This window comes from Paramagnetospirillum magneticum AMB-1, assembly GCF_000009985.1.
GTDB classification, from domain to species: Bacteria; Pseudomonadota; Alphaproteobacteria; order Rhodospirillales; family Magnetospirillaceae; genus Phaeospirillum; species Phaeospirillum magneticum.
On sequence record NC_007626.1, the window covers coordinates 90,539 to 106,479 of the forward strand.

The 15,941-nt window shown below is 63.4% G+C and carries 13 protein-coding genes; all 13 read left to right on the plus strand.

What is annotated here, in order from left to right:
• The 13 genes from AMB_RS00415 (at position 1) to AMB_RS00475 (ending at position 15,804) form a co-directional block, all read left to right on the plus strand.
• The gene (locus tag AMB_RS00415) at positions 1–714 is read left to right on the plus strand and encodes a PHP domain-containing protein (protein WP_011382529.1); all 714 of its coding nucleotides are present in this window, start codon (positions 1–3) and stop codon (positions 712–714) included.
• Positions 711–1,751 carry a carbamoyl phosphate synthase-like protein gene (locus AMB_RS00420; protein WP_011382530.1) on the plus strand — a complete coding sequence of 347 codons (1,041 nt, stop codon included), beginning with the start codon at positions 711–713 and terminating at the stop codon, positions 1,749–1,751. Before AMB_RS00415 ends, AMB_RS00420 begins: the two co-directional genes overlap by 4 nt.
• The gene (locus AMB_RS23090) at positions 1,748–2,644 is read left to right on the plus strand and encodes an NAD-dependent epimerase/dehydratase family protein (protein WP_011382531.1); all 897 of its coding nucleotides are present in this window, start codon (positions 1,748–1,750) and stop codon (positions 2,642–2,644) included. The genes AMB_RS00420 and AMB_RS23090 overlap by 4 nt, the downstream gene beginning before the upstream one ends.
• Complete coding sequence (locus tag AMB_RS00430; RefSeq protein WP_011382532.1) at positions 2,641–3,690, plus strand: nucleotidyltransferase family protein; 1,050 nt, start codon at positions 2,641–2,643, stop codon at positions 3,688–3,690. The genes AMB_RS23090 and AMB_RS00430 overlap by 4 nt, the downstream gene beginning before the upstream one ends.
• Positions 3,691–3,790: 100 nt before the next feature.
• A complete protein-coding gene (locus AMB_RS00435) occupies positions 3,791–5,677 on the plus strand; it encodes a B12-binding domain-containing radical SAM protein (protein ID WP_043743001.1) in 1,887 nt (628 codons plus the stop codon).
• A 50-nt stretch (positions 5,678–5,727) separates the two neighbouring features.
• Entirely contained in the window at positions 5,728–7,734 is a 2,007-nt protein-coding gene (locus tag AMB_RS00440; protein ID WP_011382534.1) for a hypothetical protein, read from the plus strand.
• Entirely contained in the window at positions 7,734–8,438 is a 705-nt protein-coding gene (locus AMB_RS00445) for a cytidylyltransferase domain-containing protein (RefSeq protein ID WP_011382535.1), read from the plus strand. Before AMB_RS00440 ends, AMB_RS00445 begins: the two co-directional genes overlap by 1 nt.
• Before the next feature lie 107 nt (positions 8,439–8,545).
• Positions 8,546–9,628: a radical SAM/SPASM domain-containing protein gene (locus AMB_RS00450; RefSeq protein ID WP_043743005.1), complete on the plus strand. Its 1,083-nt coding sequence runs from the start codon at positions 8,546–8,548 to the stop codon at positions 9,626–9,628.
• Positions 9,625–10,404, plus strand: a complete 780-nt coding sequence (locus AMB_RS00455) for an oxidoreductase (RefSeq protein ID WP_011382537.1) — start codon at positions 9,625–9,627, stop codon at positions 10,402–10,404. The genes AMB_RS00450 and AMB_RS00455 overlap by 4 nt, the downstream gene beginning before the upstream one ends.
• Positions 10,401–11,078 carry a cytidylyltransferase domain-containing protein gene (locus tag AMB_RS00460; RefSeq protein ID WP_011382538.1) on the plus strand — a complete coding sequence of 226 codons (678 nt, stop codon included), beginning with the start codon at positions 10,401–10,403 and terminating at the stop codon, positions 11,076–11,078. The genes AMB_RS00455 and AMB_RS00460 overlap by 4 nt, the downstream gene beginning before the upstream one ends.
• Before the next feature lie 10 nt (positions 11,079–11,088).
• Complete coding sequence (locus AMB_RS00465) at positions 11,089–13,335, plus strand: N-acetylneuraminate synthase family protein (RefSeq protein WP_011382539.1); 2,247 nt, start codon at positions 11,089–11,091, stop codon at positions 13,333–13,335.
• Positions 13,326–14,312 carry a hypothetical protein gene (locus tag AMB_RS00470; RefSeq protein WP_011382540.1) on the plus strand — a complete coding sequence of 329 codons (987 nt, stop codon included), beginning with the start codon at positions 13,326–13,328 and terminating at the stop codon, positions 14,310–14,312. The genes AMB_RS00465 and AMB_RS00470 overlap by 10 nt, the downstream gene beginning before the upstream one ends.
• Before the next feature lie 4 nt (positions 14,313–14,316).
• Entirely contained in the window at positions 14,317–15,804 is a 1,488-nt protein-coding gene (locus tag AMB_RS00475; RefSeq protein ID WP_011382541.1) for an MBOAT family O-acyltransferase, read from the plus strand.
• Positions 15,805–15,941 lie beyond the last annotated feature (137 nt).

Here is a 15,941-nt window from a genome sequence, read left to right on the forward strand (position 1 = left end):
ATGGCCCGGACCCTGAACACACTCACCGGCGGTTTTCCTCCCGGCGTCATTCCTCCGGTGGATCTGCACATGCACACCACCTGGACCGACGGCTCCGCCCCGGTGGCCGAGATGCATGCCCGCGCCGTGGCCGAGGGCCTGAAGACCATCCTGTTCAGCGAGCATGCCCGCAAGAGCAGCGCCGACTGGTTCCCCCGCTTCGCCGCCGAGGTGCGGGCCATATCGGACCAGCATTGCCGCGCCCTGGTGGGGGTGGAGTGCAAGGTCGAGGATTTCGACGGCGCCATCGACACGGTGCCGGCCATTCTGGCCGAATGCCATCTGGTGATGGCCAGCGTCCACCGTTTTCCCGGCGAAAGCGGCATCACCACCGGCACCACCGGGCACTATACCCCCGAGCAGGCGGTCGACATCGAATTCCGGCTGTCCATGGCAGCCATGGACAATCCGGCCGTGGACATTCTTGGCCATCCCTTCGGCATGAGTATCGCCCGCTTCAAGACCTCGCCGCCGTGGGAGCTGTTTCAGGCCCTGGTGGACAAGGCGGCGGCCACCGGGGTGGCGTTCGAGGTCAATGCCCGTTACCACCCCGATCCCTGGGCGCTGATCGAAGCTTGCCGTAAGGCCGGGGCTCCCCTATCCCTGGGGTCCAACGCCCATACCCCCGACGAAGTGGGATTGATCGGCCGCTTGTTGCAAAAGGAAATCCAGTGAAGAACATCCGTGTATTGGTGACCGGCGGCGGCAGCGGTGTCGGCCAGGGTATCATCAAGGCCCTGCGAATTTCGGGATTGCCGGTGACGGTGGTGTCGGGCGACATCGCCCCTCTCAATGCCGGTCTTTTTCTGGCGGACGAGGCCACGCTGATTCCGCGGGTGGAAGACGCCGATGCGCTGGAGCGCTTTGTCGTCCTGCTGTCGCAGGGCGGCTTCCACATGGTTATGATCGGCTCTGAATTCGATCTGGCCTTTTTCTCACGGCACCGCGACACCATCGAGGCGCGCACCGGCTGCAAGGTGATGGCTTCGCCGCTGTCCACGGTGGAGATGGCCAACGACAAGTGGCTGACCACCGAGTTCCTGCGGACCAACGGCCTGCCCCACGCCGCCGCCTGCCTGCCCGCCCATGCGGACGAGGCGGCCGCCTGGGCGGCGGCCAACGGCTATCCGGTGGTGCTGAAGAGCCGGACCGGCACGTCAAGCCGCAACGTCCATATCGTTAAGGACGAGGCGGATCTGCGCCGCCTGTTTTCCCTGGTGCCCAACCTGATGCTGCAGGCCTTTGCCGGCAGCGAGGGTGACGGCCTGGCCCACGAATACACCTGCGCGGTGTTCCGGGCCGCCGACGGCAGTCTGCTCGGCCCCCTGACCGCCCGGCGCACCTTGCGCGGCGGTTCGTCTTGGGTGGTCGAGGTGGGTGACTACCACTGGCTCCATCCCATGCTCCTGGCCATCGGGGAGCGGGTCCCCAGCCTGGGTTCGCTCAATGTGCAGCTCCGGGATGGCCCCGACGGTCCCATCCCCTTTGAACTGAACGCGCGCTTTTCCGGCACCACGGCGGTGCGGGCCCATTTCGGCTTCAACGAGCCGGCCTTCGCGCTGCGCAGCTACCTGCTGGGGGAAACCCTGGCGCCGCCCAGGATCGGGTCCGGTCTGGCCCTGCGTTATCTTGAGGAGGTCTTCCTCGACGGCGTTGCCGCCACCGAACTCGATCATGCCCTGCCCCGGGGAGTGGTTCGCGATTGGACATGATCGGAGTCACCGGTGCATCGGGACTGATCGGGCGCCATCTGCTGGCGCTGCTGGCTAGAAACGGCCACGCGGTGACCGCCACCTCGCGTCGCCGCCCGGAGGCGGACGTGGCGTGGCATCCGTCGGAATTGGCCGAGTGGCGCCATCCCGACCAGTTGGACGGGCTGTTCGCTCATGTGGATGCCGTGGTCCATCTGGGGGCGGCCCTGCCGGGGGCCGATGCCGCCGCCCTGATGGATGTCAATCTCCGCGCCACCTTGATCCTCGGCCAATGGGCCGCGTCGCGGGGCAAGCCGCTGGTCTTCCTGTCCAGCGGTTCCGTCTATGGCGAAACCGGTGGGCCGGTGGATGAGGACGCACCCATGAGCGCCCAGCCGTTGGGCGGGCTCTATGGTCTGAGCAAGCAACTGGCCGAACAGGCCCTTGCTCACCTTGCAGCCCAGGGCTTGCGGCGCACCGTCATCCGTCCCACGGCCGTCTATGGCTGGGGTATGCCCGTTGGCAAACTGGTGGCGGCATTCCTGGCGCGGGCCCGCGCCGGAGATGTTCTGGAGGTCGCGCCCCCAGCCGCCGACAGCGTCAATCTGGTCCATGCCTTCGACGTGGCGAGGGCGGTGGCGGCGGCCCTGGAGTCGGCGCAATACGGGGTCTTCAACGTGACCGGCCCGGCCCAGGTGTCCATGGGCGAACTGGCCCGCGCCTGCGTGCGGGTCGCCGGATCGGGATCCGTGCGGGAACCGGACGGCGAGGCAGGGCGGCCGCCTGTCGACCGTTTCCGACTGAAGGGCTCGCGCGCGGCCGCCGCTTTGGGTTACTCACCTCGGGTCGGGCTCGATGAGGGCCTGGGCCTCATGTTGCATCAAGCCTGCCTGCCCGAAGGGGGGCTCCCATGAAACGCTGGCAAGATACGCTGGTTTCTCCCACGACGCCGGTCTTGGACGCGATCAAGGCACTGGATCTTGGCGCCATGCAGATCGTGCTGGTGGTCGACGGGCAATCCCGTCTGCTCGGCACCATCACCGACGGAGATATCCGCCGTGGCCTTCTGCGCGGCCTGCCGCTGGAGTCTCCCGCCAGCGAAGTCATGAACCCCCGGTTCCACCATGGTCGGGTGGAAGACGAGGCCGGCGTCCTGCTGGCCACCATGCGCCGCCTGCAGATTTCCCAAATGCCGCTGCTCGACGGCGACGGCCGGGTGGTCGGCCTGAAGACGTTGGAGCAGATGCTGGCTCTGGACGGCTGCGACAACTGGGTGGTGCTGATGGCGGGTGGCGAGGGCCGTCGTCTGCGCCCTTTGACTCAGGATGTTCCCAAGCCGCTGCTTCCCGTGGGGCCGCGCCCCATCCTGGAGACCATTCTCAAGAACTTCATCGAGGCGGGCTTCAGGAACTTCTTCATCTCGGTGAACTACCGGGCTGAACAGGTGGAGAGTCATTTCGGCGACGGCTCGGCCCTTGGGGTCTCCATCCGGTATCTCCGCGAGGACCGACAGTTGGGAACCGCCGGTGCCCTGGGCCTGCTTCCCGGCACGCCGTCGGAGCCGCTGATCGTCATGAACGGCGATATCCTGACCACGGTCGACTTCAAGCAGCTCTTGGCCTTCCACCAGGAACACCGCGCCGCGGCCACCATGGCCGTGCGCGAATACCATTTCGAAGTGCCCTACGGGGTCGTCGAGGTGGAAGGGACCCGCCTCAAGGGGATCGAGGAAAAGCCGGTTGTGCGCAATTTCGTCAATGCCGGAATCTATGTCCTTAATCCAGAGGTGCTGAATCTGGTCAAACCGGGGCAGCCGCACAATATGCCGCAAATCTACCAGACTCTGATGGATGGCGGTCAGGATTGCGCCGTGTTTCCCATACGGGAATATTGGCTCGACATCGGCCGGCTAGACGATTTCGATCGGGCCAATCTGGATTTCCATGAGGTGTTCCGCTGAGGACCGCGCCGGGTGTGGATGGGACAAGCCCGGGTGCGCCCATCAAAGCCGTCTGGCGACGGAGCACCCCTCGTCGTGTCGTTGTTGACAAGGTCAGGTGATGAATATTCTCCTTATTACCACTCCGATTCGCGTCCGCCCGACGAATTTTCCGCCCATCGGTGCGTTGTCCCTGTTGAAGGCGGCCCGCAAGAACGGGTTCCCCTCCACCCAGTTCTACCATGTGGACGGCAACCGCCCGGATTACGGCGCAGTGCTGGAGCACTTGGAAAAGGTGCGGCCGGACGTGGTCGGGATCAGCGCGGTCGTCTCCACCGCCTACGCTTACACCAAGCGCCTGTGCGGCGACATCAAGCGTCTGTTGCCCGACACCCTGGTGGTGGTCGGCGGCAATCTCGCGGCATCGGCGGAAATTCTTCTGCGCAAAGCGGGCGCCGATCTGTGCTGTATCGGCGAGGGCGAGCGAGTTTTCGTGAACGTGCTGCGTCGCGCCGAAACCACGCATCGTCCGGCCGATTTCCTTGACATTCCCGGTCTCGCCCTGCTCGACGGCAATGGTCGGCTGCGGACGACCAGCTTTGAAGCTCCGCTCGGCCGCGATGAGATCTATGACTACGACATCGCCGATCTGGTTGCGGCCTGCGACGACATCGAGACCTATATCAATCCTCTGTTCATTGACGATGAGTGTCAGTCGTCGGAATTCAAGTTCGACCAGATGGCGTGGCAGCCGCATCGTCGCAACAAGAAGCTGGCCATCATCCCCGGGGCTAAGGGATGTGTCGCCCGTTGCACCTTCTGCCATCGGTTCGACAAGGGGATCCGTTATATCCCCGTCGATCGGATCATGCGTCAGATTGAAATTCTGGTGCGTGACCACGATGTGGGCTTCATTTCTTTCGGCGACGAGAATTTCGGCACCGACAAGCGCTGGCTGGCCGAATTGTGCGCCCGGCTGAAGCCGCTGGATCTGCTGTGGCGGGTGGGCGGCATGCGTGTCAACTGCGTGTCGCCTGAAATCATCGCCATGATGCAAGACGCCGGCTGCCGCTTCATCGCCTATGGGATGGAAACCGGCAGTCCCCGCATGTTGGAGGTGATGGAGAAGAAGACCACCATCGAAGACAACCGCAACGCCATCCGCTGGACCATCGAGGCGGGAATCGCCGCTCCGATCCAGATCGTCCTCGGCATGCCGGGCGAGACGTCTGAAACGGTGCAGGAGACCATCGAGTTCTGCAAACACGGTCAGACCTTCCGGCCGGAGCAGAACCCCAACGATCTCTCCATCAACTACGCCCAGGCTCTTCCCGGGACTCCCCTTTACGAGTTTGCGCGCTCGCGTGGGCATATCCCCCTCGATCTCGATGGAGAGGAGAGGTATCTCCTGTCCATTTCGGATCACGACGCCCACGACGAGGTGACCACGCTCAATCTGACCGACTATCCGGCGCTGATCTGCCAAAGCTGGCGGCCGCGAATGACGGTGGAGGTCAATTACGCCTATGTCGCCAAATTCGGGCTGGAGCACTATCACAAGGTGCTCCTGAACGACGCCAATTATTTTAAGAAGAAGCGGCGCGACGACGGCTATTTCGCTAATCCAAAGCGTCTGGTCGACACCTCTATGACGGTAGATTCCATGCATGGTTCCCGCGACGCCATGGAAGTGGAGGATGAAAACACGCTCCCATCACTATGGGGATTGCTGCGGCAAGGCAATCTTGGCCTGGCGATGATCTGTTACCCTATATTGTTCTATCGCCTCCGCCGACTGATCCCCCTGATGATTTTGGCCAAAAATGCCAAACGGGTGGGGCTGGATTGCGCCGTGCGGCAGCTTGCCGAAACCATGCGGTGGCTGCTGCGTCGGAACTGGCGGGGCGGTCCCTTCACCTATAAATCTCTGCGTAAGATCGTCAAGGACGATATCGGACCGATTCCCGGCGATCGGGACGGAATGGACGTTCTTCGTCAGGGCCGGTAAGGGCCCGGGAAGATGAGCGTGGATATGACCGGTTGTCACGAGGTGCCCTGTTGAGCGTTCTGGAGATATGGTTCGAACGCATGGGCGTCGGGCATCTGGTGTTCGGATTGTTGCGATATGGGTGGCGTGATCGGGTGTTCGTCTCGCCGGAGTGGAGTTCGTCCGCCGAAAGACTGGCGCAACTGATTGAGCGACTGACGGGGGTGGCCGTGGCGCGTGCCCGGCGCCCGCTGCAATTCGCCGGCCCGGTCCAGGGTGGACGAGCGTTGGTTTACGGGCAGGAGCGCGAGTTGCTGGAGGTTTCGGCCGCCTTCGCCGATTCCTGTCCGACTCCGCCCACCTGGTGTTGCGCGGAGGATTTTCGCCGGATTCTGGGGGCGTATTTCATCACCTTCAATCGCCACTCCGTCGCTTTCGCCTGCGGTGTCGCCGCCAGTCTGGAGGGACGCGCCGGGGTCAAGGCGATTTGTCATGTTGCCTTTCCCGTCGTCGGGCGATTCGCGGCAAGCCAGATGAACACGCGGGCATCACCGGATTTCCGGGTGAGCGCCTTTCCGACCCTGTCGGGTCTGATCGAATGCCTGCGCTTTCTTCCGGGCCATCCCCGCCATTGGTTCCGTCTTTTGGTCGGTCATCGCAATGAGGACTGCGCCGTGGATCCATTCGCTCGCGAGAACGGCGCCATCCTGGAACAGGCCTCCTGGCCGAGCATCAACAGTCACCCCGACGGCGGCCACCTGTATTGGGAGCCGGCCAGCGGGCTGGCCCCGGCCCAAGTGGTTCTGTATTGCGACCGCTCCGACACGCTGGCCGATGAGCGCCTGCGGCGCAAGGCGGCCGACAAGGGATGGGGCTGGATTGATGGCGCCAGTATTCTCGCCCATCTTGCCGATCCCGGCGGGGCCATCGCCGAGGCATTCACCCGGGCAAAAAGCCTGTTGCCGCGCAGACCGAATGTCGTGAGTTGGATGCACTGGGTGTTGGCCGTCTCCAACGGGGTGACCTTTCGGGCCTATGGCGATCTCATGCGGCGACACAATGTGGCCGCCATTCACCATTACGCGGATTTCGGCCCCGAGGCCGTGACGCTGCGCCTGGCGGCCAATCACTCCAATGCCATCGTGATTTGGGGGTTGTGGTCCGTATTGCCGTTCCTGATCGCCCGGCATTTCTGGGCTTGCGCCGATCTGATCCTTGCGTGGGGCGCCTATGACCGGGATTACTTTCCTGCGGCGGGGTTCGATTTCAAGGCGATCGCCCAGGTGGGGCCGGTGAGTTCGGACAGTATCGCCGATGGCGATACTGCCAGGGCCGCGGCGCTGCGTGCCGGATTGTCGCCGACAACACGCTTTGTCGTCGCCGCGTTCGATACTTCTCATCACCCTCTGGCCTACAATTCCGAAGCGCAACAGCTTTGCTTCATCGAAGCACTGGTCGATCTGATCGAGCGGCATGACGATTGGGCCCTGCTGCTCAAGCCCAAGAAGTCCGGGGACGACCGCTATGGAGCCGACCTTGGGCGACGCCTGAGGATTTTGGCGGATCAGGGGAGGTGCCTGATCACGGAACCCAGGGAAAAAGTGGGAGTCGTCGGCCTGGCCGCCGATCTGGTCGTCGGCTATCCCATCAATACCGCGGCGATACTGGCAAGCCTTCGCGGCCGTCCCCTGGTTCAACTGGATTTGGGCGGATTGGTGCTTGGGCCGTTGCGGGAGTCCGGCATTGCCGCCGGTCTGGTGCACACGACCGTCGACTCGTTTCACCAGGCGGTGGAGCGGGTGGCTGCCGGCGATTCCGGTATCGGCGATATCGGCGTGTGGCGCTCGTTGATCGACGCATTCGGCGACGGCGAGGGACCGCTGCGGGCCGGGAGGCTGATCGGCGACTATATCCGCCTGAGAGTCGAACACGGCCACGACAAGGCCCTGGCCCTGGCCGTGGAGCGGTATGCGGAGAGGGAGGGAAGCCACCGGGTCTGCCGCCCGGACGCTGTCGTCGAGGGGCTGTGGGAAGCCGAGCGTCGGCAATATCGGCAGGTGGCAGGGGAGGCGCGCTGATGTCCAACCGGATTCTTGCCCTGATCTGCGCCCGTGGCGGTTCCAAGGGGTTGCCGGGCAAGAATGTGCGGCCCCTGGCCGGGCGTCCCGTCATCGCCTGGTCGGTGGAGGCTGCCCTGGGATCGTCCCTGATCGATCGTGTGGTGGTCAGCACCGACGATCCCGCCATTGCCGAAGTCGCCCGTGCTGCCGGGGCCGAGGTGCCGTTTCTCCGGCCGGCGGAGCTGGCGTCCGACACGGCCAGTCTCTACGACGTGATCTTTCACGCCCTGGAAGCCTTGGACGAGGAGCCCAGCCATGTGGTGCTGCTGCAGGCTACGTCGCCGTTGCGCATCGCCGCCGACATCGACGGCTGTATCCGGTTATGCCTGGACCATGGCGCTCCGGCTGCCGCCTCCCTGTGCGAGCCCGGAAAAAGCCCATATTGGATGTTCCTCCTGGACCCCGACGGGACCGTTCGGCCGGTGATCCCCCACGACGCGTCGGGCGGCCGTCGTCAGGATCTTCCCGTGGCCTGGGCGCCTAACGGTGCCGTCTACGTCGCCGAGACCGCCTGGCTGCGGCGCGAGAGGAACTTCTGGAAAGCGGGCGTCACACTAGGTTATGTCATGCCTCTGGAACGCTCGGTCGACATCGACAGCCTATTGGATTTCCGCGTGGCCGAAATGTTGATGAGTGATCGTTTGGGGCCTAAGGCCGGCTGATCCACGCATCACACCAGGGTCCGGCCGACCCGACGCTTGCCCTTGGCGGCTCCATGCGCCACCCTCTCCCGGCGGCGGCACATCGTCTAAAACAGGATGTTTTCCCCATGTACGATATCCGGTTCTTCCGTGCCTCCAAAGAGATCAAGGACGACATCGTCGCCGGCCGCTACTCGGCCAAGGACGCCCCCGCTCTCGCCGCACGGCTGGACGCGGTCCGTGATCCGAAGCCCTTTGTCTTCAACATGGAGACCACCAATTACTGCAACATGACCTGCGTCATGTGCCCGCGCACCACCCTGATGGACCGCAAGAACATCTGGATCGACGATGCGGTGTTCGAGACGGTGCTCGATCAGGTCCGCACCCATTCCCAGACGGAGATCGAGGATTTCTGGAAGTATATCGAGACGACCTATCACGTCTCGTACCAGCAGCCCGACGAGAACGCCTTCTATTTCTATGTGGTATCGCGCTGCCTGATCCTGCACGGCTATGGCGAGCCTCTGCTGGACAAGAAGATTGTCGACCGGGTGCGCTCGTGCTCGAGCCGCAACATCCCCACCTATTTCTCCTGCGTTCCGGCCAATCTGACCGTGGAGCGCGCCCGGGAGGTGATGGAGGCCGGGTTGTCCGTGCTGAAATTCTCCATGGACGGCCTGTCCGACGAGATGCAGAAGCGTGTGCGCGGCAAGCGCAACAACTTCGACGAATCGTTTCAGACCATCCTGGACATCATCGAACTGAAGCGCGAGAAGGGCTATCAGACCCTGCTGGTTCCCACCATGATCGCCCTGTCCGAGGATGACGAGGCCAAGGCCATGCACCAGGAATTCCTGAAGCTGTGGGAAGGCCGCCCGGTCTTCGCCTATGTGAAGAGCCAGGACAATCGCTGGTACCACGAAGAGGACCAGGACCTGTCCAACCGTTCGCACTACCAGAGCCAGTATTGCGAATACCCGTGGACCTCGCTCACCGTCATGGCCGATGGCTCGGTGGTGCCCTGCACCCAGGACTACAATGTGGAAATGGTGCTGGGCAATGTGCGCGAGCAGAGCCTGGAAGAGATCTGGAACGGCAAGCCTTATGCCGATCTGCGGCGCTGGCACGTGGAGGGCACCTTCCCCGACGGCCATAAATGTTCCGGCCGCTGCGACCAGAAGAAAGTTTGCGGGTATCTGAAGGCATGAGCGGATTGGACGGAAAAGTCGTTGCCGTCGTCGGCGGCCTGGGCCTGATCGGGCGAGGCCTGGTGGAGGGAATCGCTGCTGCCGGCGCGCGCGTGGTGGTGGCCAGCCGCAGTGCCGCAGCGCCCGGCGCCCTGGCGGTTTTCGACCATTTGCCCGAGGAGCACCGGGTGCGCATCCACGCGGTGGCGGTGGATGTCTGCGACCCGGCCTCGGTGGAGGCCATGCTGTCGGCCGTTGCCGGGCAATGGTCCCGGTTGGACGGGCTGGTCAACTGCGCCTATCCCCAGCAGGACGCCTTCGGCACCCGCTTCGAGGATGTGGACTACACCACCTTCCGCGACAACGTGTCGCGCCATCTGGGCGCCTTCTTCCTGGTCAGCCAGAAGGTGCTGGCTCTGTTCGCGGCCCAGGGCGGCGGCAATCTGGTGCAATTCTCCTCGGTCTACGGGATGATGAACCCGCGTTTCGACATCTATGACGGCACGGCCATGACCAAGGAGATCGAATACAGCGTCGCCAAGGCGGGGCTGATTCACATGACCTCGTATCTGGCCAAGTACTTCAAGGGGAAGGGAATCCGGGTGAACTGCATCAGCCCCGGCGGAGTGTTCAACAACCAGGACCCCGCTTTTCTGGCGCGCTACAACGCCCATTGCAACGCCAAGGGCATGATGGATCCCGCCGATCTGGTCGGGGCCGCAGTGTTCTTGCTGTCCGATGCCTCCGCCATGGTTAATGGCCAGAACATCGTCGTCGACGACGGATTCTCGCTATGAGCCGGGCCGTCGCCATCATTCCCGCCCGGGGTGGTTCCAAGGGTATCCTGCGCAAGAACCTGCGTGAAGTGGGCGGCGCGCCGCTGGTGGTCCACACCATCCGCCAGGCCCTGGAGTCAAGTTCGGTCGACCGGGTCTATGTCAGCACCGACGATACGGAAATCCGCGACGTGTCCCAGGCCGCCGGCGCTCATGTCATCCACCGGCCCGTCGACATTTCCGGCGATACGATCAGTTCCGAGGCGGTGATCCACCACGCTCTGCCGGTGATGCGCCAGGAGGGCGACTTCGATCTGGTGGTGTTCCTGCAGGCCACAGCTCCGCTGCGGGCCAAGGGCGATATCGACGGCGCGGTGGCGACCCTGGTGCGCGAGGAGGCCGATTCCCTGCTGTCGGTGTCGCGCTCCCACCGCTTTCTCTGGCGCCAGGGCACCCAGGGACCCGAAGCCATCAATTACGATCCCGCCCACCGCCCCCGCCGCCAGGACCTGGAAGCCCAGTTCGTGGAGAACGGCTCGATCTACGTGTTCAAGCCGTGGGTGCTGGAACGCTATGACAATCGCCTGGGCGGGCGCATCGCCCTTTACGAGATGACCGCCAGCGCGGCCTTCGACATCGACGACGAAATCGACCTGGCGGTCATCGACCTGCTGATGACCCGCCGCTTTGGATGAGCCGATCCACATGATCATCGACAAGAATATCGCCAAGTATCTGGTCTTTTCCGAAGACACGCTTAAGAACGCGCTGGTGAAGATCAACGACAACAAGGAACGTGTGGTTTTCGCCGTGGACGAGACCGGGCGGCTTGAGGGCGTGCTGACCGACGGCGACGTGCGCCGCTGGCTGGTCGCCGCCGATCCGGTGGATCTCGGCATCGCGGCGGGCAAGGTGGCCAACGGCGACTTCCGCTCTGCCCGTCTGGGCGGAGACCGCCACGCCATCGAAGCCATGCTGGATTCCCGAATCAATTTCGTGCCCCTGGTGGACGATTATGGCCATCTGGTGGGCGTGGCCCGCGCCCGGCGTCCGGTCATGGATATCGGCGGCTTCCGGCTGGAGGAGAGTTCGCCGGCCTTCGTCATCGCCGAGATCGGCAACAACCACCAGGGCAGCCTGGACATGGCCATGCGTCTGATCGACGAGGCGGCCGGTGCCGGGGCCCATTGCGCCAAGTTCCAGATGCGCGATCTGGCCAGCCTGTATGCCAATGCCGGTGACCATACCGATGCGTCCGAGGATTTGGGCTCGCAATACACCCTGGACCTGCTGTCGCGCTTTTCGCTGAAGACCGAGGACCTGTTCAAGGCCTTCGACCATTGCAAGGTCAAGGGGCTGATTCCGCTGTGCACGCCGTGGGACCTGGCAAGCGTCGAGGCGCTGGAGCGCTACGGCATCGCCGCCTATAAGGCGGCCTCGGCCGACCTGACCAATCACCAGCTGCTGGCCGCCATCGCCGACACCGGGCGGCCGCTGCTGCTGTCCACCGGCATGTCGGTGGAATCCGAGATCATCGAGGCGGTGGAGGTGCTGCGTCAGCACGGCGCCCAATACGTCCTGCTCCATTGCAATTCCACCTATCCGGCTCCGTTCAAGGACATCAACCTGGCCTACATGGACCGCCTCAAATCCATCGGCGAATGTCTGGTGGGCTATTCCGGCCACGAGCGCGGCTTCGCCGTGGTGCTGGCGGCGGTGGCCCGCGGCGCCAAGGTGGTGGAGAAGCACTTCACCCTGGACAAGTCTCTGGAAGGCAACGACCACAAGGTCAGCCTGCTGCCCGAGGAATTCCGCGCCATGGTCGACGCCATCGGCCAAGTGGAGGAATCCATGGGCTCGGCCGAGGCGCGCGGCCTGACCCAGGGCGAGATGATGAACCGCGAAACCCTGGCCAAGAGCCTGATCATCAACTGCGACATCGCGGCAGGGGCGGAAATCCGCGACGAGATGCTGGTGGTGCGCAGCCCCGGCAAGGGCCTGCAGCCCAACCAGCGCGCCAAGCTGGTGGGACGCAAGGCCAAGCGCGACATGAAGGCCGGCGACTTCTTCTTCGCCAGCGACATCTCCGATTCCGACGCCAGGCCGCGCCCGTTCAAGTTCCGTCGGCCCTGGGGCCTGCCGGTGCGCTATCACGATTACCGCACCCTGCTGCCCATGACCGCCATGCCGCTGATCGAGTTCCATCTCAGCTATGTGGATATGGACCTGGACCTGGCGCCCTTCTTCGACCAGCCCCTGGACGTGGATTTCGTCATTCACAGCCCCGAACTGTTCGCCGGCGACCATGTCCTGGACCTGTGCTCGGAGGACGAGGCCTATCGCGCCCTTTCCATCAGCAATCTGCAGCGGGTGATCGACCTGACCCGGCGGCTCAAGCAGTGGTTCCCGCGCACCCGGCGGCCGCAGATCGTCACCAATGTGGGCGGCTTCTCCATGGATTCCCATCTGTCGGCGGATCAGGTGGCCCATCTGCACACCTTGCTTGACGACAGCCTGGCGCGTCTCGACATGGTGGGCGTGGAGATCATCCCCCAGACCATGCCGCCCTATCCCTGGCATTTCGGCGGTCAGCGCTATCACAACCTGTTCGTGGACGCCGCCGATATCGTCGGCTTTTGTAAGCGCCACAACATGCGCGTCTGCCTGGACGTGTCGCACTCCAAGCTGGCCTGCACCCATCTGAAGACCACCTTCAGCGGTTTCATGGAAGAGGTCGGCCCCTATGTCGCCCATCTGCATCTGGCCGACGCCAAGGGCGTGGACGGCGAGGGCATCCAGATCGGCACCGGCGACATCGACTTTGCCGCCATGGCTCGCCAATTGGACCGGCTGGCCCCCCAGGCCAGCTTCATCCCGGAAATCTGGCAAGGTCACAAGAATGACGGCGAGGGCTTCTGGGTGGCGCTCGACCGGCTGGAGGAATGGTTCTGATCCGGGCCGATCCAGCCGATTCAGCAAGTTCGGAGATGTATGGGCGCTTTGTCCGGCATGCCCTGGCGGGGGTGCTGCTGATTGCTGCCTTGGGGATTTCGCTCACCTACCTGATAGATCCTTACGGCGAGCACGGGCAGGAGGACGGCCTGTATCTGGCGGCGCGTCCACCGACCATCGACCGCTACCGCGATTTTCTTGCCAAGGAGCCGCATGTACTCGTGTTCGGCACGTCGCGCTCTCACATGATCTCGGACGAAGTGGTCGGAGAGAAAGTGCTGAACCTTTTCGCCGTCTACGGCTGGCCCCAGGCCGTTTCGGCTTTCCTTGGCGGCCTGGATGAGGTGCGGCTGCACAACGTCCGTGGAATTATCTACTGTCTCGATCTCCATACATTGGTGGCCCCGGATGTGGGGGCCATCTACGAGCCAAATGGGTGGTATGGGCGGTTGCGATATCGGCTGGATAACCTGCGGGCTTATATCCGTGACAGTGCCGGCAAGGTGTGGGCCAAGGTGACGGGACGGCACAGCTTTCACATCCACGCTCGCGGCTTCAAGGTTCAGGACGAACGTTACGGATGGGATGAGATCTGGCGTCCCGGCTGGCGTAAGGAGAGCCAGCGTATCGACCCTGTCGAGGTGGCACGCCTGGCGGAAATCAAGCGGTTCGCAGAAGATCGCGGCATTCCGATTCTGTTTATGACCCCGACGCTGCCCGACCTGACGCTGAATCGCGACATCGATCTTGATGCGCTGCGGCGTCAGCGGCGTGCCATCGTCGGGGCGATTTCTGAATATGTGGAATTAACTCGTATTCCGGGCATTTCCGATCGCAGGGAGATGTTCAGCGACGCCAGCCATCTGAACGCGGCGGGCCAGAGGGCGCTGTTCGCCCGCTATCCGTGGCGCGACCGGGTGGCGAACCGCCAGAATATCGAAGGCTTTCTCAACGAACTGGTCCCGGAAGGACGCTGACGGGATGCTGTTCAGTTCCTATTCATTCATTCTGGCCTTCCTGCCCGTGACACTGCTGCTCTATTACGGGCTGGGCGGCGGGCGGCCGGTGCTGGGCAAGACGGTGCTGGCGGCGGCCTCGCTTCTGTTCTACGGATTGTCGCCGGTCGGAAGCCTGTGGCTGATGCTGGGCAGCATCGCCATGAACTGGCTGCTGTCGCGCCTGATACTGTCTTTCCAGCTGGGGTCTGGAATACGCCATGGGGTCCTGTGGGGAGCGGTCGCCGCCAATCTTGGGCTGCTGTTCCTGTTCAAGTACAAGGAGTTCGCCCTGGGACTCTTATCCGGCGATCTGGCGAGCCATACGGCAGCCACGGCCATTCCGCTGGGTATCTCCTTCTTCACCTTCACCCAGATCGCCTTTCTGGCCGATGCGCATCGGCGACAGGTGGATCACCACACGCCCCTCGACTATCTGCTGTTCGTGACTGTCTTTCCGCATCTGATCGCCGGCCCCATCATCCATCACCGCGAGATGATGCCGCAGTTTTCTGACCCGCAAACCTACCGGTGGAATAGCCGCCACGTCGCCGAAGGATTAACCTTGTTCGCCATGGGGCTGGCCAAGAAGGTTCTGCTGGCCGACACCATCGCCGTTCATGCCGATCCGGTGTTTGCCGCGGCGGCCCCCACCTTGATCGAGGCCTGGTGCGGCGCCCTGGCCTATACCTTCCAAATCTACTACGACTTCTCCGGCTACTCCGACATGGCGGTAGGGCTTGGGTTGATGCTTGGGCTGAGGTTGCCGATCAATTTCGCCTCTCCTTACCGAGCCGGGTCGATCATCGAGTTTTGGCGGCGCTGGCACATCAGTCTGTCGCTTTTCTTGCGCGACTACCTATACATCCCCCTCGGAGGGAGCCGGAAAGGCAGTGTCCGGCGCCACGCAAACCTCCTGGTTACCATGCTGCTGGGTGGATTGTGGCATGGTGCCAATCTTACCTTTGTCGCCTGGGGTGCGCTGCACGGGGTGGGGCTGCTGATCAATCACGCATGGCGGGCGGCCCGTGGCGTGGGGCGCCCGCCAGGACGGCTGGAACGCCTGGCAGGGGCGGGTTTGACCCTCCTGCTGGTCGTGGTGGGCTGGGTGCTGTTCCGCGCCAATGACCTGAGCTCAGCCTTTGCCGTCTTGAGAGGGATGATGGGATTGAACGGTGTGGTGATCCCGGAGTCCTACGCCACGCTGCCGCTGGTCCGTGGTCTGGTGTCCATGGGGGTGCCGGCGCGTTATCTGCCTGATTTCCATGGGATCGGCGAACTGGCTCTGCTGGCGGCCATGGGAGCGCACGTTACCCTGCTTCCCAATAGCCAGACCATGGCTCTCGATCGTCAGGCTCCCCGCGCCCTGAACTTTCGCCCAACGATGGCGTGGTCGGCTGGGGTCGCCATTCTTCTCGCGGTCGGCCTGTTTGCTATTTCCGGGGATTCCCCGTTTCTATATTTTCAATTCTGACTTTATCCGATCGCGGTGGCTGGCAGCCTGGGAACGCTCGGGACAGCGAGCCGGGGTCGAGTATGGTCGGGAAGGAGGTAAGGTGGATACTTTGATGTTTGATGCGCATGCTCGGATGGAAGCCGAGCATTGGTGGT